At 68.5% G+C, this 21007-nt stretch carries 11 protein-coding genes; 8 read left to right on the top strand and 3 right to left on the bottom strand.

Going from position 1 to position 21007, the window contains the following annotated elements; genetic code table 11:
• The first annotated feature begins 337 nt into the window (after positions 1 to 337).
• Together AB0N07_RS41230 and AB0N07_RS41225 are read left to right on the top strand one after the other, a co-directional pair.
• A complete protein-coding gene (locus AB0N07_RS41230; protein WP_365844363.1) occupies positions 338 to 4522 on the top strand; it encodes a hypothetical protein in 4185 nt (1394 codons plus the stop codon).
• A 978-nt stretch (positions 4523 to 5500) separates the two neighbouring features.
• Positions 5501 to 5704, top strand: coding sequence for a hypothetical protein (locus tag AB0N07_RS41225; protein ID WP_365844361.1), 204 nt, complete (start codon positions 5501 to 5503; stop codon positions 5702 to 5704).
• 830 nt (positions 5705 to 6534) lie between these two features.
• Here AB0N07_RS41225 and AB0N07_RS41220 read toward each other — a convergent pair.
• The gene (locus AB0N07_RS41220; RefSeq protein ID WP_365844359.1) at positions 6535 to 8778 is read right to left on the bottom strand and encodes a hypothetical protein; all 2244 of its coding nucleotides are present in this window, start codon (positions 8776 to 8778) and stop codon (positions 6535 to 6537) included.
• A gap of 242 nt (positions 8779 to 9020) precedes the next feature.
• On the opposite strand from AB0N07_RS41220, the gene AB0N07_RS41215 reads away from it, so the two are divergent.
• From AB0N07_RS41215 to AB0N07_RS41200, 4 genes are all read left to right on the top strand, one after another.
• The gene (locus AB0N07_RS41215; RefSeq protein WP_365844375.1) at positions 9021 to 9332 is read left to right on the top strand and encodes a WhiB family transcriptional regulator; all 312 of its coding nucleotides are present in this window, start codon (positions 9021 to 9023) and stop codon (positions 9330 to 9332) included.
• Between the two features lie 100 nt (positions 9333 to 9432).
• A complete protein-coding gene (locus AB0N07_RS41210; protein WP_365844357.1) occupies positions 9433 to 10542 on the top strand; it encodes a hypothetical protein in 1110 nt (369 codons plus the stop codon).
• Positions 10543 to 10810: 268 nt separating this feature from the next.
• A complete protein-coding gene (locus tag AB0N07_RS41205) occupies positions 10811 to 13864 on the top strand; it encodes a hypothetical protein (RefSeq protein WP_365844355.1) in 3054 nt (1017 codons plus the stop codon).
• A gap of 254 nt (positions 13865 to 14118) precedes the next feature.
• Positions 14119 to 15291, top strand: a complete 1173-nt coding sequence (locus AB0N07_RS41200) for a HEPN-associated N-terminal domain-containing protein (RefSeq protein ID WP_365844353.1) — start codon at positions 14119 to 14121, stop codon at positions 15289 to 15291.
• Between the two features lie 379 nt (positions 15292 to 15670).
• On the opposite strand, the gene AB0N07_RS41195 is transcribed toward AB0N07_RS41200, so the two are convergent.
• Positions 15671 to 16144, bottom strand: a complete 474-nt coding sequence (locus AB0N07_RS41195; RefSeq protein WP_365844350.1) for a hypothetical protein — start codon at positions 16142 to 16144, stop codon at positions 15671 to 15673.
• 264 nt (positions 16145 to 16408) lie between these two features.
• Here AB0N07_RS41195 and AB0N07_RS41190 point away from each other — a divergent pair, with 264 nt between their 5' ends.
• Positions 16409 to 17029 carry a transcriptional regulator gene (locus AB0N07_RS41190; RefSeq protein ID WP_365844348.1) on the top strand — a complete coding sequence of 207 codons (621 nt, stop codon included), beginning with the start codon at positions 16409 to 16411 and terminating at the stop codon, positions 17027 to 17029.
• A 39-nt stretch (positions 17030 to 17068) separates the two neighbouring features.
• Here AB0N07_RS41190 and AB0N07_RS41185 read toward each other — a convergent pair whose 3' ends face one another.
• The gene (locus AB0N07_RS41185) at positions 17069 to 18118 is read right to left on the bottom strand and encodes a TniQ family protein (protein ID WP_365844346.1); all 1050 of its coding nucleotides are present in this window, start codon (positions 18116 to 18118) and stop codon (positions 17069 to 17071) included.
• A gap of 200 nt (positions 18119 to 18318) precedes the next feature.
• Here AB0N07_RS41185 and AB0N07_RS41180 point away from each other — a divergent pair, with 200 nt between their 5' ends.
• The gene (locus tag AB0N07_RS41180; protein ID WP_365844344.1) at positions 18319 to 20598 is read left to right on the top strand and encodes a Helicase associated domain protein; all 2280 of its coding nucleotides are present in this window, start codon (positions 18319 to 18321) and stop codon (positions 20596 to 20598) included.
• Positions 20599 to 21007: the final 409 nt, after the last annotated feature.

Below are 21007 nucleotides of genomic sequence, written 5' to 3'. Positions count from 1 at the left end.
CTCTTGCGGCCCTCGGTGGCAAGCCTGTGACCTGGGGTGCCGCATCTCTATCAAGAATGTCTCAACTTCACGGATAATTACTTGGGATTGGGCCCCTGAGGCGTGAAGAAGTTGATCTTGGATTGAGGGGTGGGGCGTCGCTCTGTGAGGGGTGGTTGGAGTCGAGGGGCAAGCCAGCGTTCGTCAGAGTGCGTCCGCAGCGGAGCGCCTGCTGTCGCCCGGAAGCCGGGCGGGGGGGCGTTGCAGAAGTGGAGGTGGCTGGCCATCCAACCGTCCTGCTGGCGCTGTCGGTTTTAGGGTGGCTGCAGCAGTTGGCCCCGGGCCCAGGGAGAGCACGTTGACGCAGCAGTACCAGTTTCCCTGGCAGCGGCGGGTGTTCTTGCTGGAGGAGTCGCCCGCTCAGGGTCGCTATGGATGGCCGCCCAGCGACGCCGAGGCCGGTGTGCTGCTTGCCCAGGAGCGGGCCACCGCGGTCATCGTCCTGCGCGGCGAACGCGGCATGGGCAAGACGTACGCTCTGCGCCAGGAACACGATGCACTGTTGGTCGATGGCGTGCATGCTGCCTGGCTGGAGCTGAAACGGTGCACCACGACCCTGCGGGCGCAGAGGCACCTGCAGACAGCACTGACACCTCCAACCGAGCCGGGGGAGTGGCACGTCTTCCTCGACGGCCTGGACGAGGGCCTCAACGACCTTCCCCAGCTGGACCAGCTCCTGGAGGAGGCGATCGAGGACGTGCCTGAGGCGGACCGTGCGAGGCTTCGGCTGCGGATCACCTGCCGCAGTGCACGCTGGCCGGCCCGGTTCGAAGAAGCCCTGCGTGGAAGCTGGCAACCTGATCAGATAAAGATCATGGTTCTGGCCCCACTTGGCCCAGACGACGTAGCCGTCGCGGCCGAGGTGGTCGGTGTGGCGGATACCGATGTCCTGCTCGAGTCGATCCAGCAGCAGGGGCTGGTCGCGCTGGCCACCCACCCGGTCACCCTGCTGCAGCTCCTTGACAGCTATGTCGTTCACGCCCGCCTGCCAGCAACGGTGCACGACGCCTACCTTCAGGCATGCCTGCGTCTGTGTACCGAGCACCGCCGCTCCACCGACCCGAACCAGCTGCGGGCGCAGACATCCCCCGAACACCTGCTGGCCGTCGCGGCCCGGCTTGCTGCCACCATGCAGTTTGCGTCGTATATGGCGGTGACTGAGGCTTCCTTCACCGACAACTCCGCTACGCAGACAGACCTGCGGCTGTCACGGCTCGACGGCTCCGACGAACCCGGGCACCTGGGCGGCCGCGTCCCGTGCACCCTGTGGAACCTGCGTCAGGTGACCGAGTCAAGCCTGCTGGTTCCGACCGGTGACCTGCGCTGGGTGTTCGCCCATGACAGCTACCGCGAATTCCTTGCCGCGCACTTCCTGCGCATGCGCAACCTGCCGCCGCAACCACAGCGCCAGCTGCTGTGGATCGGCGATGGCGAGGCCCGCCACATCATCCCCGCCCACCAGGAAGTCGCCGCCTGGCGCGCCACCAGCGATGCCACGCTCTTCGCCGACCTGCTGCGCGACGACCCCGTCGTCCTGCTCCTGGCCGACCTGCCAAGCCTTCCCGACACCGCGCAGGAGCGCACGGTTGACGCTCTGTTCGCCCTGCTGGAACGGGATGACACGGTACGCCTTGACCACAGCCTGCTGCACCGCCTCAACCACACCGGCCTAGCCGACCAATTGCGCCCCCGCCTGCAGAAGGCCAGCGCGGACCATCTGCTGTATGCGGCCCTGAGTATCGCCCGGGCCTGCCCTCGCCCCGAGCTGGCCGACGACCTGCTCGTGGTAGCCGAAGACGCCCGCCACGGCACGGGCGCGCGCACCGCAGCCCTGGCCGGTGTCACCGAGCCCACCCCGGACACCCTCACCCGGATCGCGGGCCTGACCGAGGACGCCTCACCCGAGGTGATTGCCGCGGCACTGCGCCACCTCTATCCCGGCCACCTGACGGTGACCGACTACCTCGACCGCATCCGCGACCCGGACCCCGCCTACGTGGGAGCAGCCTTCTTCCTGCGCCGCGAGGCTTCGGCGCAACTCGACGTATCCACCATCGCCGAAGCAGCCGAATGGGCCGGGCGTGCCCTGAAGGCGGGAGACGCCCAGGGCGCCAGTCCCGGTCTGGCCCTGTCCGTGCTGACCCGCGCGGTCGCCTTCAACGAGGACACGCCCGCCCACGACCTGGTGGCCCTCATCAGCGAGGGACTCCTCGGCTTGGCCGGACACGAGGACCTCCTGCACAGCTCAACCCTGCAAACCGCCCTCGAGGATCTGGCCCAGGCGTTGGACGGCTGCCCCCATACCCGCCGCCTGCTCGCCCGAGATCTCCTCCAGCACGGCAACGACGATCCCTTCTACCTTCTGCTGGCCGCCATCCCCGGCGGCTCCTTCCTGCCCTCCACGGATCTGCTGTACTGGATGGAGCACTGGGACCAGCTCACCTCCCTCAATCCGGACCGCGCCCGGCAGGCTGTCCGGTTCGCGCCTCCCGAAGAGCCCGAGACCACGGCACGTGCCGAGACCGCGCGCCGCGCCCACCCCACGCTCGCCGCCGCCACCGCGTTCTGGGACACCTACCGGCACAACCAGCAAGAACGCGAGGCACACGCAGAAGCGCAACGGCAACAACGCCGCTTCGACCCCGCCGCCTTTAACACGGCCCTCGACGAGGTCCGCGCCGCCCGCGGCCCGAACGTCCTGACCGCATGGAACCAACTCCTGCGCTGCCTGCGGCGAACACCGGACGGCACACCACCAGCGCGGCAATTGACGGGCATACTCACCCTCGCCGCCCAGGCGCCCTCACGCTCCGCCGCCAGCACCGGCCCCGCCCGGCGCCTTGACGAGGCGGCCGTCCACCTCCTGACCGAACTTCCCCCGCTGACCGCCCCCCACTTCCGGCCAGGCACGACCGCCCGCCCGCCGTCCGCAGAACTCACCGCCTTCGCCCTCGTCGACAACCCGGCAGCGTTGCACGCAGACCCCGCGCACTGGGCCGGCTGGGCCATCGCCCTCGCCAGCCACACCATCTACGAGGCCGACGACCGCGACATCCAGCACACCTGGCTCCAGCTGGCCGTTCCGCGCGCCGGAAACCAGCTGCCCCCGCTGCTGCTGGACGCCCTCGACCACGCCTCAGAACAGACCCTCCGCGACTTGGCCGGCGCCCTGGGACGGGACCCCTCCCTGGAGCTCAGAGCCTTCCTGCGCACCTGGGCTCTGCACCGCGACCGCAGCCCTGAGCAGTGGCAGGTCGTCCTTGACGAACTCGCCGCAGCCGACGATCCTGACGCCCTCGGCCACCTGGTACACGCGCTGGGCACCGACCCGGGCGGGCACGAGCCAGCCTCGCCGCCACGGCAACGGTGGCTGTTCGCCGCCCGAGCCTTGCTGCATCACGACGTCCTTCTTGACCACTGGCCCGTCCTGCGCCGCGGCCTGAGTTACCCCGCAGTCCTGAAGGAGTACCGCGACCTGCTCACCGGCCTGCCGACCGGACCCGACGGCTGGCCCCTCGACCACTTCGACGACGAAGCACTCGTCGACCTCTACACCCTCCTGCTGGAGGATGTCGGCCTCCAACGCCTGCAGCGGCCCCTGAGCACCGGCTTCATTCAGGAAGAAGACCGCCTCGTCGACCTGCTGCGCCACCTCCCGCGCATCCTCGCCTCCCGCGAAGCGCACCACGCGGCAGCCGCCCTGCACCGGCTCGCCCTGAGATATCCGGTGGTGTGGCAACTGCGCATGCTCGCCCGCGCCACCGCCCGCGCAGCGGCCGACAACGCCGTCCAGCCCCTCGAACCAGAACAGCTCATCCGGCTCGCCACCGACCACCAGACACGCCTCGTCCGCGACGCGCGCCAACTACTCGACCTGGTACGTGACTCCCTGGCCGCCATGGAGGAAGACCTGCAGGGCTACAACGGAACGGCCGTCACCCTCTGGAACCGCAACCAGCACCGCTTCAACGCCGGCACCCAGTGCTGGCCCTGCTGGGAAGACGATCTCAGCGACGCCGTCGCTTCCTTCCTGCGCCGAGACATCGGCGGCCACCGCGTCGTCGTCAACCGGGAAGTCCAGGTGCGACGCGACGGCCTTCCCGGCCTGCGCACCGACATACAGATCGAAGCCCCCGCTTCCCCCGACACCGGCCAGCACACCCTCAGAGTCATCATCGAGGCCAAAGGATGCTGGAACCCCGAACTGCCCACCACCGCCCGAACCCAGCTGCGTGCCTACCTGAGTGAACCCGACACCGCGGGCCTGCTCCTGGTCGGCTACTTCAACTGCACGCGCTGGAACACCAAGAAGCGCAGCTGTCCCGCGACCAACCACGACATCGAGGACATCCGCCGCGAGCAACACGAACAGGTACGCCAACTGACCCACGAGGGCAGGCTGCTGGCCGCAGCGCACGTGCTCGACTGCCGGCTTCCTGGTGAGGACAGCGACTGGCGCAAGACGGCCGAAGAGCCGGCGTAAGCAGCCGCTGACTTCAGCCGCGGCTGTATGCAGGGCCGACACCGCCGTGTCGGCTCCCCGAAACGGCCTCGGATTCCTTGTCCCGGCTGGACGTCTGCCCCTCAGCAGTGCGAGAGCAACCCCCGATGGCCGTAGAGCGCCCGGCAGGGGAAGCAGTGCCGCGCTGCAGGCGTCCAGCTGCCCTGCAGGACACAACGCCAGCCCATCACAACAGGGCCAGTAGAAGTCCTTACCCCAGGTCGACGGGGAGAGGCCGGGGCCGGCCAGTCTGAACCGGTCCGCTGCCCAGGGTGCGACGGGTGGCAGCGGAGGGGTGCCGCCGTCGGCACGGAATGCCTCGCGCGGGCCGACGATGTGCTCCTGGTGCAGGCGATGGGAGAGCAGAGCGTCGTCGAGGAGGTTGACCAGCCCGTCCCGCCCGCCGTGACGCCCCGACAGACGACTGCAGTGCACCGCCTGAGCCACCCACTGGACGAGCACCCGACACACCACAGACCGCAAGGCCTGCAGATCCGACGCCTTGTCCTTGCCTCCGTGCGTATAGGCAGAGCGGGCCGCGTAGCCCACCCTCACCGTGTCGCGGACCTGCAGACGGTCCTGGTCGTCCGCGCCGACGAGCACTGCGGCACGCTGCTGCATCTTGCGGCTCAGGTCGGTGTGTCCGCCGTCCCCGCCGCCCAGCAGACTCTCCAGCGCCATGGTGAGCTTGAGGGCGGCCTCGCTCGGGTGCAGCGGAGACGCCGCAGCTCCGCTGAGAGAATCGCCCAGGTGGCAGTTGACGAACAGGAAGAAGTCGGCGGCCCGTGCGAGTTGATCCTGACATCGGGCATCGAGCCCAGTGATGCTGGCCAGGAAGGCGCGGCAGAACGCGGCGACGTCCGTTTCCTGCCGGCGGTCGATCAGGTAGGACGGCCACGGCCGTTGTGGAGCAAGAGTGTATCCCCAGCGGGACACTTCTGACGGAAGAGGCCAGCCCAGGTGCGGGTCAAGGACATGGCGGCCCGGTTCCACCAGGTAGCGCGGGCCGGCCACGACCGGCACCGCCAGAGCGAGGTTGAGCGCGAGCACAGGCCACACGAGCACCCGTGGGCGGTCGTCGTCCACCGGGACCGGGTCGTGGGTGAGCGGGCGGCGCAGCAGACCGAAGCCGTGCATCTCGTGCAGAGCGCGTGGTGCCAGTAGATCACCCGCTCCCCCGGGCGCCCCCGTCAGCGGCAGCAGCGGATCGCCGGCGTAGTCGAACGCAGCGAGCTGCCACCCACCGATGTCGGCGGACGGAGCGCCCTCGAGGGTGACGTTGACACAGACGTACTCCCAGTCCGCACGCTGCGGGCCGCACACATGGCCGACCGCCCGCTCCACGGCCTCGGGAATGCTGAACTGCTCACTGCTCGCCAGGATTTTCAGGCAGGCGTGCGCGATCTGCAGAGCCGGGCTTCTGTCGTCCGCCGGCGAGTTCGGCAGCCGCGGCCGCCACGGGGTCCTGTCCTCGTAGCCCGCCACCGCTGCGGCTGAAGCCGCAGCATCAGGCAGCTCGGCTTGAACCAGGTGCTCCAGCACCCGACCACGCGCCAGCGCGTCGAGGAGCGGATTGGAACGCCGTGTCCGCGTGCCGCCCCCCGCCAACTGCTGCGACAACACCTTGATCTCCTGTGCCGTCATGCCGCGGAACCGCCGCACCACACGCTCCAACGCGTCCACCAGTTCCTGCCGCGCGGTTGTCGTCGTCATGGGGCCCACGGTAAACACCCCAAGCGTCACCACACCTGGCATTTTCCTCCCCAGCAGCTCGATACCGCCTGCGCCGGGGTGACGCCCGCGTGCCCCGGACCCCGGAGAGTCAACACCTGGGTGTTCCCCAGGTCCGGGCTGGATCAAGGTGCCGCGCACCAGGGGGTGCTCCCAACACCTCGCCCTCGATGCCGGTGGCCGTGCGAGCACGGATTGCCAGGGGCTCAGCAGCCGTTCGGGTACGGAGTCTGGGGGCGGATGCCCGCCCCCAGGGCCGCGCTTTACGACAAAGGCCGGGGATCGGCGACCGCCGCTTCCAGTTGCTGCAGGAGGCTGCGGATGAAGCGGTTCCAGTACCTCTCCCCGTCTGCTGCGTCGAACCAGTCGTCAAGCGAGGTGGCGTCGTCCCATTCCTTGAGTTCGGCCAGGAGCGAGGCGGAGTCCGTTCCCAGGTGGGGGTGGTCCATAACCCACCGGACCTGTTGGGCGAAGTCGTGTACCCGGTGAGCTGCACGGTAGTAGGCGACCTGCGTCGTCGACAGGCGGCGAGTGGCGTAGCCGCCGCACTTGCTGCACGGGTCGAATCGCTCGGCGTCCAGCATCTGCTCGACAGTCACCAGCTCGTAGTACCGGCTGAGACCACGGTCGCGGCCCTGGTGCTGGCAGCCGGGGGAGTGAGCCCGGCCCTCGAACCGCCCCGCGGCATCCGTCGTGTACAGCTGCACGGATGCCAGGACGCCCAGCGGCAGACCCGACCCTCCACGCCCTGCGCTGTCCTCCCTGACGGCCCTGAAAGGCCGCAGATCCAGCTGCTCCATGGCCAGCAGCCCGTCCCACACAGGGAAGGGCACCGGATCACGGCGCTCGCCGCTCGCGTCATACCGGTCCCCGAGATCGCGCAGATCCGCCACTCCGCGAGCAAGGAGCAGACAGCGCAAGGCTGCATCGGGGCGCGAGCGTCCTCGGGCCAGGCGCACCACCAGCCGTTCACCCTCGGCCGCGCCCAGGCTGCGGCCGAAGTCCGCGTGGCTGGACTGGTGGATGCGGGGCATCCAGACCGGATCATCATCCGCCACCGCGTCGGCTGTGAGCTCCTCACGCCGGGCCGCCACCAGTGCGTCGGGCAGATCCCCGGCAGCCGCCACGACGACGTACCGGCCCCCGCTAGCCACCCGCGCCTCCAGCACGGACAGCGGCAACACCTCGGGTCCGGCCTCGACGGACAGCACCAGATACAGCTGATCCACCTCCCGCGAGATGGTACGCAAGGCCCGCAGATCACCTGCGGTGACCGCACGCCGCTCACTGACCGGCGTATCGTCGAACACCCCTGGCCCCACCGCCTCGACGGGCACCTGCGGTGCCGCGTTCTGCGCGGCGACGGCCTGCTCGGGCGTCAGGCACGACAGGGCCGAAGGATGTGCCAGCAGACGGGCTGCGACAGGCTCGGGCACCCGCAGCGTCACGGTCAACCCTTCCCAGTCCGCGCCGGTGGCCCAGCAGGCGAGCACGCCCAGCTCCCACTCGCTCAGACGGCCGAGGAAAACCTCGTCGCGGTCGAGCGGATCATCCAGCCCCTGCTCCGGGAGGCGGACCAGCAGCATCCGCTCGTCCTGCTCACCGGCCGCACCCTCCCGCAGCGCGAGCGTCCAGGCCGCCACCAGCTCCTGGGCACGCTCCAGCGCCGCATCCCACCCTTTGCGCCGGCTGCTGATCCCGCGAACGAGGTCGTAGGCGAGGCGTCCGTGTTCGCGAGGATGCTCCCAACTGTCGGCGGCCCGGCGGCTCCACCTCCGCCACAGCGAGGTCAACTCCTCCGCCACCGCCGTGGGCGTGCCCAGCAGGGCGAACACCGGGTCCTCGGCCGGCAGATCCGGGGTGCCCATGCTCGCCACGCGGGCTGCCGCTGTGAGCGCCTCCCGGGAAAGCAGTTGCCCGGCCTGCTGCTGGAGCAGAGCGACATGATCGGCCTTGAGCCGCATACGGGCATCGGCCCAGGGCTTCAGCCAGGGAAACAGAGCCAGGAGGCGGTGGGAACGGTGCAGACTGGCCGCCGCGCTGCGCCACTGGCCCACGACCGAGTCGCGTACCTGCTGGGCCTCTCGCTGTGCACGCCAGTCGTCCTCCTCTTCCTCGTCCGCGTCGGGGTCTTCCCCATCGCCCTGCGGGGCCTGCAGGAGCAGGACGGCCGCCTGCTTCACCTCGTCGTCGGTGAAGGTGTCCTCGTCCGCCTCGCCGTAGCTGCCGAGTTCGTGCAGCAGGCCCGGACCGGTCAGCGCACCCAGGAACAAACCGACTCCGGTTCCCGGCCGGGCCCACGGCCCGTACCTGGCGCACTGCGGGCACATCCGCTCGACCACCGCCCGCAGCGGCAGTTTGCTCGACGTGACGCGGTCGGCGCGTATGCGGGAACAGTGCTCCGTGGCATGCAGCTTGGCTACCTTGCCCGGCGCGGACCAGACCCTGATGGGAGATGCCTCGAAGGGGCCCAGCGGCACCTCCGGCGTCAGCGAACCGTACGTCAACACGACCTCCTCCGTCTAAGCCTTCGAGGTTAACCGCGGCCACTGACACGGCAGCCCGGTGAACTCACCGGCCCAGGCCTATAGCGCCTTTGCGTACGGGAGGCAAGCATGCTCACCCGAAGGTGTGATGCCGCGGGACGGAGGTAGGAACGGTCCTCCTCCAACGGCGTAGTGTCATATGCCTGTTGCCCGGGGCGCTGGGCAACTCGCAGGTCAGGCCAGGGGAGAGGGCGGCATCGGCCATGGCGGAGACGGGCTGGAGCGAGCAAGGGCTGTGCAGGACGGCTGACCCCGATGCCCTGTTCGTCGAGGGCGCCGCGCAAAACCGCGCCAAAGCGCTGTGCGGCGGCTGCGGCGTTCGGACCGAGTGCCTCGCCCACGCCCTGGACCAGCGCATTGAGTTCGGGGTGTGGGGAGGCATGACCGAGCGAGAGCGCCGGGCTCTGCTGCGGCGACGGCCCACGGTCACGTCCTGGCGGCGCCTGCTGGAAACGGCCCGCGTAGAGCACGGCCGCGACCGTGCCGTCACGCCTGCTATCCCGCAGGCGAGTTGACCCCCCACATCTCAGGTTGCACAGGGAGCGCCGACGAAAGGCTTCATTCAGCCCAGCTCTCCTGTCCGGACTGCACCCTCAACCGCCGGGAGAACTGGCCATGACCGAAGCTCCGTGTGAAGCCGTCGGCGACGACACCGACCGGGAGGTTGTCGCCCGTGAGCGGGCCAAGCTACGGGAGTTCGTCACGGGGCTGAGCCCGGACGACATCAGGTCGGGCGACTGGTTCACCAAGCTCAGCGCTCAGGCTCTGAGCTCCTACACCAATACTGTCGACTGGCAGTACTTCCAGGAGCGGTATGAGGGCCTGCCCGCGGACGCCATCGTAGACAAGCGGATCAAGATGGCGGCCCGATACGCCGCACTCGAAGGCGGGTTCTCTGCCAGTGCCTACACGCTGACCGTCGCCGCCACCATCGGCCCCCGTGGTGGTGCCTCGGCGGCGACCGTCCCGGCCGCCGGCGCGACGATGATGGTCGATCTCGCATTCATCACCCGGCTCCAGCTCCGCCTGGCCTACGACATTGCCGTCCTCTATCGAACCCCGCTCGACCTGTCCGACCCCGATGACATGTGGAAGCTCATCCGAGTGGCCTTCACGATCAAGAGCGGGGCAGTAGTCCGGGAAGGCGTGCTCAAGGTGGTCCCGGCCATGACGCGGCGGGTGATCAAGCGCTTCTACTCCGGAACGGTGCTGACCGCCGCGAAGGGCCTCCCCTTCGTCGGGAAGTCTCTTCTGCAGCGCAACGTCATCAAGATCGGTATCCCCGGGGTCGGCGTTCCCCTGGCGGTGGCCGTGAACCGCTATACGACACTGCTCGCCGGGCGGCACGCGCAAGCCGTCTTCCGCAACGAAGCGCGGGTGATCGAACTCGCCGAGAACCTGAGCAGGCGCAGTCAGCACCCGCAGCTGATGCTGTGGGTGGCGTGGCTCGTCATCCGGGCGAACCACAAGACCGCCGACGAGGAGACGCTGCTGATGCGCCACCTGACGCGGCTGGCCCGGGAGCAGCATCAGGTCGTCGACGAACAGCTCGCCAACCTCGTCGACTTCGACCCCACCGAGGTGTGGCGGCGCATAGACGCCGAGCGAGGGGATCTGAGCGACCTCCTCGACGTAGCCGACCGGGTGGCCACTGTGGACGGCGCCATCAACACACGCGAGGAAGCCGTCATCTCCGAGCTTCGAGAGCGTTGCCGCCGAGTCTGACGCCACCCAGGCCCCTGGCGAAACCGTCTGATCGCGGAAAGGGCTCTCATCAGCTGCAACCACAAGAAACCATCTTCGAAGGCGCGAGTGCTGTCGGCGCCCGCACCGACTCCTTCTCGTCGTCCAGGCACTGCATCCGCACTGCCGACCGGCTGCAGCCACCAGCCTGGCTTCAAGCCCGTCGAGACGTAGCGTCTTCGTGGAGCTGCCGCTGCACTGCTGTCCGCTGTAGACGCGCGTTGTCAGTGGTGCGGGGGACAATCTCTGCGTGGCCACTTCCACTGAGACCGAACGTTACATTCAGTTCCTGCTTGTGCACTTGGCGGGTCGTAACGAGCACCATGTGTTCGAGCAGATCGTGTTCCAGATTGCGCTGCGGCGACTCAGCAGCAACATCGTGCCAGCCACCGGACCAGTGAGTGCCGGCGGCGACCAGGGCCGCGATGCCGAGTCCTACTACACGAGCCTGCCCCATGAGCTCCCTGGGGCTGGAGGGTTCATCGGCCGCGCCACGACCGAGCCGCTGGTTGTGGCAGCGTCCGTACAGAAGCAGCCGTTGGACGGGAAGGTCCGTGAGGACCTTAAGTCGATCTGCAGCCGCGGCGAACCTGTCGCCAGAGTGGCCTTCTTCGCTGCGCACGAGATCCCGGTAGCGGCGCGGCACCGGCTGCAAGAGCATGCCCGGGACGCCTACAACGTGAGCCTGGACATCTTCGACGGGCAGGCAGTGGCCCAACTGCTCACCCAGGGCGACCTGGTCTGGATCGCCCAGCGACACCTGGATCTGCCCTCAGCAACGATCCCGGACGCGCCAGCGAACGAGCAGCCGGACTGGTACCGCGCCACCCTGACCGCCCTGCGGGAGCGCCCCGGCAAGCGGCTTACCCCCGGGGCCCTGTCCGAGGTGCGGGACGGTTTGCGGCACGCAGTGCTCGACGGCGAAGCCCGGGTAGACCTGCCTGAGTGGCTCGGCTACATCGGGGAGTTCGTCGAAGACGAAGACGACGACCTCGCCCTGCGGGCCCGCTACGAACGTGCGTGGGCCGTGTTGCGCGGGAAGAACACGCTGGACGGCGTCGAACCGGACATTCAGGCCGTCATCGATGCCGCCCTGTCATCGGAGCGTGTCTCGCTCCTGGACGATGCGAACCAGCTGCTGTTGACCTGGGGCGGCTCCTGGCTGCGACACCTCGGCACGGTCAGTGCTGAGGAACTGCGCGATCTGGCTCTGCGCCTGCGGGAGCGGACAGACACACTGATCGAGAGCACCGACGCGGCCGTCTACCCCGTACGCAAAGCCTCGCTCCTCGACGTGGCTGCCCGCCTGTGCCTCCAGCCGCGCTGGCCAGAGGTCACCCGCCCGGCGGCCGGAGCCCTGCCCACCGCGCTCGAGACCGCACGGCTGTGGCTGGCGGGCGAGATCGTGCCCGAGATCAGCCTGGAGAGCCGGCCGCTGGACGTCACCGACGCCATGGACTACCTGGAACAGCTGATCGACCTGCTGCCGCAGGCCCGTGCTTTCCCGGTCGGTGGTGTGAGCGAGACGTTCCAGCTGGTTGCGCCCGCCCTGACCGCAGACCCCCGCTACGAGAAGATCCGCGACGCGCTGGACACCGCGCAGGCAGACATCGCGGGTGACAGCAGCGTTGCAGCACGCTGCCGGGATCGTGCGACGGCATTCCTGAGAGCGGGCAGAGCGCTGGACGCCCTGCACGAACTGCACGAAGCCAAGATCAATTGGTGGCACGGTGACACCCTGCGCGGCGCACTGCTCACCCTGCGCATGATCGGAAAGATCTACGGCGACCTGAACCTGCAGCAAGCTGCCCGGCAGTACGCACTCGCCGCCGCTGCCGTCGCCGCCTCATCCTCCGACGCGGAGCACGAAGACATGCTGCCCGCCGCCTTGACCGAAGCCATGAACTACACCTACGCGGCGGGACACTGGGGCGACGCCCTCGCCCTCGCAGGGCTCGCCTTCATGACCCACCACCTGTACGCCGAAGCCCCAGACGACTACCCCTCTCACTCCTACATCCAGCAACTGGACTTTCATGCCGGCATGGTGCTGCTCAGCGCGGAGCGCTTCCGTCCCTCGCTGAGCGGGGTCCTCACACAGCTCATGGACCCCAACTACCTCAGCGACCTGGACGAACTCCTCACAGAGCTTCGGCCCAGCTTCACCCACACCGAGCAGCAGTTCATTCAGAACACAGAAGAACAACTGAACGGCCGACCGTTCTCGGATGTGGGACCCCAACGCGAACTGAACTTCGCAGCTCTGGGCATCACTTGGCGCATCCGGTACGACAACACGCACACCACCGTCCTGGCCGCCGAGCGCCTCACAGCTGCACTGCAGATCGCCCTCGCAGAACTCGCCCCGCACGACCCGCTCTTCCTCCCCCAGGACATCCACCTCCGGGTGATCACGGGAGCACCCTTCGCCAGCACGGAGAGAGTCACCTTCAAACCCAACAACCGTGCCGTCGACTGCACCGTCATCCTCAGCCCCTACAGCGCCTCGGCAGCCCCCGAGACCCTCCAACGGGAACTGTCTGCCGCAGTCGTGTATCTGCTGGCGCACCTCAGCGCCAGGCCCACGCAGGCCTTCATGTCCCTGGTCAAGAAGACATTCGCACAGGGACTTACGCACAAGCTGCTGAGCGTTCGCCCCTACGATGAAGTCGCCGGCCTGCTGACAGAAGCCCACTACGACACCCTGCGGCAGACCACGATGCCCCCCTGGGCGGACATGGAATTCCAGCCGCCCACGGCTCCGGCACTCGCCCAGCCCACCACGCCCGGACCAGGCTACGACCGCGCCCGAGCACTCGACATGATCCGCGACAACTACGCCGAGCTTCCGCACCTGCTCAGCGAGACACTGCCCCGCCTTCTTGCCGACCCGGCTGCTCTCGCCGGGCTGCGAGACCTGCGCGAGGAGGGGTGGCTTGACTGGCACATCCTGATGGCCCTGGCCAACATCGCCATCAACCTGCGCCTCGAACAGCTCAGCCCGGACAGCATCCCGCCGGACCTTCCCGCCCGCTTCCTCCAGACCCCGGAAAGCGACTACACAGCTCCCCTTCCCCTGGACGCCTTCACGCCCGCCAACCTCCGCGCCCAGATGGAGCTGACCGTGCTAGCCGTCGGCCAACGCCGTTGGAAACTGGGCACGGCCATGAAGACCCCCAACCCGGCCGCCTTCAAGCACCTGCTGAGCGCCCGCTACGGCTACAGCACAGACGACGTTCCGCACCGCGACCTGCTCGGCGACACACCGCACGAGAACGGGACCCTGTTCCCCCTAGCCACATGAGCAGCGAACGCGTAGCGGACAGGCCCCGTGACACGCGGTGCCGGGCTGTCGGAACGGCGCGATGCGGAGCGCCGACGCTGATGACGGGGCAGGCCCCGGCACACCCCGTGGCACGAGCACGGACTCGATGCATCCTCCGCTCCTGCCTGGCTATCCTCGCCCAGCGCCACGGTGCGCACCGACTAGGGTGATGGCCGACGACTGCGATGCAGAACGTGCAGGGTTTGTGTGCCGCGTGCCGAGAGGAGCTGTTCATGGGGGGCGACTGGCAGATCGCCGAGTGGGAGCGCGGCTGGTCGTCGTCGGACAGCTGGGTGTGTGCCGATTGCGTCGGTGACGAACATCTGGCCGCTGCCCTGCGCTCGGCGCACGAATCGGATACCGGCTGCGATTTCTGCCACGCCGACTCAGCAGCTCCGTTCGATGTCCTGATGGAAACATTCGTCATGCAGCTCCGCACGGAGTACGCCACCGTCGATGACGAAGGCGTCTGGTACACGAAGGAAGACGGCTACGTCACTCTCGGAGATCCGCCGCTCGACGCGGACGACCTGGTGGGCGTGTTCGAGCAGGAGCTCGGCAGCATCCCGGTGCTGGAGGCTGTGCAGAAGGAGATGCACGACCGACTCTGGGTACCTCGCGACTTCGTACTGCTCCGGCGGAACGAGGCGCTCACGATCGGGTGGCAAGGGTTTTGTGCGCACGTGCGCACAAACGGTCGGTACTTCCTGCCCGACGACGATGAGGACGACGAGCACCCGGACCACATCACCCCTGCCGCATCCCTCCGCCACATCGCCGATCTGGCCCGCCAACTCCTCGCAACCGAACTGCCAGCGGGCACACAGTGGTGGCGGGCACAGCAAAACCCGAAGCAGGAGACCGGGTGGGACGCGGCACGTCTGGGCACCGCTCCCCATGAGATGGCCCCGGACAACAGGATGAGCGCGGCCGGCATCGCGATGTTCTACGGTGCCGCCGACGTGGAGACGGCCCGACAAGAGGTCGCCGCCCACAGCGACACCAAGTGGATCACAGCCGCAGGCTTCAAGACCTCCCTGCCTTGCACCGTCATCGACTTCACGAAACTCCCTCCGGTGCCCTCGATCTTCGACCCGAGCCCCCACCGCATGCGGCGCGAGATCATGTTCCTCAAGGACTTCGTGGAAGATCTCATCGCCCCGGTCAACCTCCGCGAAGACGCACTGGGATACGTGCCGACGCAGTTCCTCACCGAGTACCTGCTCCGAGAACTGCGCGCGGTGGGCCTGCTGTACCCATCCGCGCAGACACGCCGGACCGCCGCGGTCTTGAAAGTCCCGAATGAATGCTGCGTTGACTCTGCCCCGCTCCCGGGCACCCCGGGTGCAGCGCGACTACACCTGATGTTGACTCCGGACTCACAACAGACACTCCCGGCCCGTTGATCGGCAGACACGTGCACTGGCCAGGCCGGAATACGGTACAGGGCTGACGGCGGGCAGGCACGAGGAGGGCCCCGGCTGTCCCGGCGAAACGGCTGGGCTGGCGGTGACGCGAGAGCGCCATAGGAAATGGGCGGCCATCGCTCAGATGAAGCGCGGACCCCTGCCCCCTCTTGGCAGGGGTGACTAGGAACCGCAGGTCTGCCGCCCGGTTAAGGTGCTGGCGCTCATGGAGGCTTCGTGCCGTGCGCTGCACCAGCGGTGCGCCCTTACCCAGGCGAAAGACAGCCAGGCAGGCTGTGTAGAGACGTGTGCCCTAGTCGCAGGAGCAACTCCCAGCTGCAGCGGACGGGGCTCTCGTCCCGCAGCTAACGGGGAGCTGTCAGTCGGGAATCCAGCGGACACGGTAGCGAGCCTGAAGTTGTTCGGCTGTCATGCCCATTCGCTGTGCCCGTTCCCGTTCGGCATCGGCCCGCTGCGCATCGTCTGTCTCTGCCTGCAACGGTGCGGTGTCGACGGCGAGTTCGGGCGCCTCCCAGCCGGTGTCGGTGCTCCGCAACGGACCGAAGGGGGCCGGGCCGATGCCGGAGACGCCGACCAGATCGGGAGGCCCGCTCGTGGCCATGAAGATGCCGGCCCGGCCGTCGGGGGGACTCAGCAGGCCAGGGGCATCCCAGAGATCGGTGTCGGTGTGGATGCTGCCCACCCAGGTGGAATGGCGGTCGTAGGTGAAGTCCGGCACCGTCTCGGGATCGAGTCTGAGCACCAGGGCAGCGACGACCGGCACCTGACGCCCGCCGGCGAGCGTGACCATGCCTGTGCCCACGTACCGGATCCTGCCGTCTTCCCATGCCATGACGACTGCCTGCTCTGCCTAGGGTGAGTGGACCGCGATCCTCGCGCACCCGGTAGCGCGCGGCAACTCGGCCGACGCGCGCGGAGCCAGACCTGCCCTGTCGCTGACCCACAGGGCGCCTCATCTCGCGCCGCAGAAAGGGGAGTTGACCGTCAGGATCCCGCTGCGCGCACTGTCTGTCGTCTTCTATGGTGATCCAAAGAGCAGCCGCGACATGCTCTTTATGTTAACGAAGACAACGGCAGAAAGGCAGAAGAGCCGGCCATGGCACCTGCGAAGCTTCCGACCGCCAGCACTCTCCCTCCGCCTCCCGCGCAGCAGGAGGGGTTCGGGCGCTACGGTGCCGCCGGCATATCCGGCGGGTCCGCGCTGGCGCATCGCCTCGACGAGCGGGCGGTCGGCAGGGGTCTGTTCCCGGTCAGCCATCCGAGGGGCTTGGCCGTCCGTCTGCGCTACCTGGACCGGGACGAGCAGGGACTTGCCTGGTTACGGCTGGCCCAGGTCACCGTGACCGAGCGGACCATCGCCCGGTGGATGACGGCACGGCAGCGCCCCCTGCCGGCCAATCTGAAAAAGATCGACCAGGCTTTCTGGGCCTGCCGCCGCCACAACCTCGTCGGCTACTACAAGCAGCGGCTGTGGAACGACGGCCGCGGCACCCGCATCGAAATCTCTCCGGTCGACCAGCAGCATGTCGCCCCCAACCGGCGCCGTAACCTGAACATTCGCACGATCAATGTCCGCACGGACTGGCGACGGGTCGTGGACGCCTGGAACTCGGGTGACCAGAAAGCCCTGGACGCCGCCTGGGACTCCATCGCGGACAGCCTCGGCTCCGACCACGGCGCCTACCGCCACGTCTCCCACATCGGCTTCGGCATCTGAGCACGGAGCAGCCCGAACCCTCTGCAGCGGCCGACCTCCTCACGCACGGCTGCTCACGGTCCACAGATGTGCCGCCGCCTCTTCCGTCTCGCCCAACCGCCAAGGTAGGCAGGTGAGGGCCTCAAGCGCGGCAGCGTCGGCCACCTGCGGGTGGGGACCGGATGGGCTCAGACGGCGATAGCGGCCCCGGGCCGGCTTCGGCCCGGGCAGGCCCGCTCGTCCGGAATGCTGGGCCGCCCACTGCAGCACCGGCTCCATCGGGACGCTGCCCCGCAGCTCCCACGCACAAAACAGACGCTGCACGCCCCGCAGCCAGTCGGTGTCCTGGGCGCGGGACCAGCTGCCCCGCAGCCGTCGGCGCTCCCGCGCCGCGAGAACGCTGGCCAGTTGGACGACCTCCGGGTAGGCCACCAGAGCAGCCACCCGCCGGTCGCTGCCCTTCTTGAGGCCGAGCTGCTGGTGGCGTACCCCCCACGCGGGTGGAACCTGGGCGGCCTGGTTCCACCAGAAGACAGCGATGTGGAAGGCGTCCGCGAACGCGATGCGACCGCCGGTCCCCAGTCGCCGCTCGAGCCGCACACGCTCTAGGTGAGCTGCCAGGACCTCCGGAACAGGCGTGAGCGGAATGCAGGTCACCCCGTCCTCCCGCAGGTTGTCCGTCCAGCGCCGGTGCCGGGCGCAGACCCTCCAGCCGGCCGCCGACACCGCATACGCATCCCTGCGTGCCCGCTTGGCCAGCGCACACAGATCACACACACGCACCAAGCAGTCACCGGCGGGCTCCCAAGGGTTGGGGACGTCCCAGCGGGGCGGCGCACCGTCCGGATCGGGCAGCGGATGCGCGCGCAGCGTAGGCAACACGTGTTCCAGGACGTCGGTGCGGCATCCCGCCAAGGCGGCCAGCCTGCCGTGCGCGGCCATGTTCAGATGTACCTCGCTGAACTCCGGCTCGGGAACGAGCGCATCACCCGCACCGAGCATGGACAGCAGTTCTCGGGGATCGAGCCCGTTGGTCTCCGCCAGCCGGTGCACGAACGAGTTCGTGGACTCCTCTGCGATGAACCGCAGCCGCCGCGGCAGCGGCTGCATCTCGCTCTCGCCGCCTCCACCCTGCAAAGACTCCAACGAACGCCCGGCCAATGTGTTGCCCCTCCTGCTCCGCCCGCCCCTGATCTACGGCGGGAGCTTCGCCAACTCTGCCCATTCTGGCTGAATTGGAGAGCGCAGCCCAATGATCCACTACGGTTTCCGTGTTCCAAATTCGCCCCCGCAAGGAGAAGCCCCCGGCCATGTCCCTCGCGCTGCGCCCGCATCAGCAGGAAGCCCTCGCGGCCATCACCGGCGCCTTCGCGAGAGGGGAACGCCGCGTGACCGCCGTCTCCGCATGCGGCACCGGCAAGACACTCACCGCGGCGGCGACTGCCCGTCATATCGCCGCGGACGGACGGGTCCTGGTGGCCGTACCCACCCTGGAACTGCTGACCCAGACCATTGGGCGCTGGCGCGAAGGCGGACGCGCCGGCCTCATGGTGGGCCTGTCCTCGATGAGCCAGACCCGCAGCGGCCTGCCCCGGCGCACAGCCCGCATGGTCAAACGGCCGGCAGACCTGACCCGCATCGTCGCCGAACAGGACGGCCCCGCAACAGTCTTCGTGACCTACGCGTCCCTGCAGGGACTGCAGGACGCCCACGACATCGGCCAGTTGCCTGCCTGGGACCTCATCGTCGTGGACGAAGCCCACCGCACATGTATGAGCACCCAAGAGGGCTGGGGAGCCATCCACGACGACCGAGCCATTCACGCCCGGCGACGTCTCTACATGACCGCCACGCCCCGCATCTTCACCGCCGGGCTGTGGGACGGCGCCCCCACCGCCACCATGGACCGCCGCGACATCTTCGGCCCCATCGTCTACCGCCTCGGCATGGCCGAGGCGATCGAACGCGGACTCCTCGCCGACTACCAGGTCGTGATGCCGGTAGTCGGCGACAAACAACTGCACGCCATCCTCACCCGCAAGCCCCACTTCGATCCGCAGCACGGAGGCCTGCGGGCAGCCGCACTGCAGGTGGCCGTCCTGCGCGCCATCACCGACCACGACCTGCAGCGCGTTCTCGTCTTCCACAACCGCATTGAGGCAGCCGAAGCGTTCTCCCAAGACCTGCCCCACACCGCCGTCCAGCTCAAGCGGCCCGACCTGCAGGCCTTTTGGGTTGACGGAACGCAGCGCATAGACGAGCGCCGCAGCCGGCTGTCCGACTTCCAAAACGCCGACGGATGCTCAGTGCTCAGCAACGTCCGGGTCCTGGCCGAAGGCATCGACATCCCCGCCATCGACTCCGTGGTCTTCGCCGCACCCCGCAACAGCGTCGTCGACGCCATCCAAGCCATCGGCCGCGCCCTGCGCCTGGTGCCCGGCCGCGGCAAGAAGGCCACCCTCGTGCTGCCCGTCTACCTGCCCGACGGACGGGCCACCGAACAGGCCCTGCACGACTCGCAGTTCGAAGGCATCTACACCATCCTCCAGGCCCTAAGGGCCCACGACGACAGCTTCCTCGACCACATCGCCGTGCCCCGCCGCAGCCGCCGCCTGGACGGCAGCGGCCCGCGCCGAACCATCCACTACAACCGCGCCGAACGCGCCCTGCAGGTCGCCCTCGCTCTCGGCCTTGAGATCACGCTGCCCGCCACCGGCTCCTGGCGCGACGGCCTGGCCTCGGCCACCCGCTACCACCACGACCACCACCACCTCGATGTCCCCCACGCCTTCCACGACAACACCGGCTTTGCCCTGGGGGAGTGGATCAGCAACCAGCGCCTGCGGCACCTGGCCGGCCGCCTGCCCAGCGAACACGCCGAGGCCCTCGATGCCCTCGGCATGTTGTGGAGCACCCCCGCCCACACCTTCACCCACATCCTCGACCACGCCCGCGCCTACGCCGCCGTCCACGGGCACCTGGCCGCCCCCACCGACGCCACACAGGGCGGCCACCCCGTCGGCGCCTGGCTCGCCGAGTGCCGCAGGAAGGACAACTCCGACACCCTGCCCAAAGACCATGCTGCGCAGCTCGCCGCCCTCGACCGCTGGTGGAACCCAACCTGGCCACTGACCTGGCGGCGTGCCTACGCTCACGCCAAAGCGCACATCGACGCCGGCGGCAGCCCGGACGTGACCGGCTCCTTCACCACCCCGGACGGATTCAATCTCGGGCAATGGCTCAGCCGCCAGCGCAACAACTTCCACACACTCCGCGCCGAACAAGCCCAGCTCCTGATCGACATCGGCGTCACCCCGCACGTCGACAGCATCCACCCCGAAGCATTCCGCACTGCACGCGGCCGCGACTTCCGCCGCGGCCTGGTCGCCGCCTCCTGCTACCTCGCCCGCGAAGGCCACCTCGACGTCCCCCGCCAGCACACCGAAACCGACTGGATAGGCTCCTTCCGGCTCGGCTCCTGGATCGACCACATCCGCCGCACCCCCAACGAACTCACCGACGAAGAACGCGCCGCCCTCGCCATTCTCCGCATGGCCTGGGACACGCCCAAGGCAGCACAAGAGCCGTAACGGTGCCGCGCGAGAGACCGCTCGCGCACGCGGAACGAAGGCTCGGACTATGCGCCCTCGTGAGGTTCGCCCGGGACTGTCGGACCCCGGCAGTAGCATGACCGCCTGTTGAGCACCATGCGCCACAACCCGGGGGACCGCATGTTCATTTCCGCCGTCTACATTCGCTCTCGACTTTCGCTGTTCTCGCGGGGCTGGTGTGATCAGGCTGTGTGTTGGAGGCCTGCTTGGGCCCAGGCTTGGTGGACGGCCTGGATTTCGGCGCCTGTGGGCTGGCCTGGGGTGATGGGGAGAAATCGGGCGGCGATGATCACGCAATGCCGCGAAGTTAAGGATTCGCAGTCGGTGTCAACTGGGGCCGGGCATATAGGTGGAGCCTCTGCTGTTCAGCGGATCGACCAAGATCTTT

This window comes from Streptomyces sp. NPDC051172 (genome assembly GCF_040682555.1).
In the GTDB taxonomy this organism is placed as follows: Bacteria; Actinomycetota; Actinomycetes; order Streptomycetales; family Streptomycetaceae; genus Streptomyces.
This window is presented reverse-complemented; position numbering and strand designations above follow the sequence as displayed.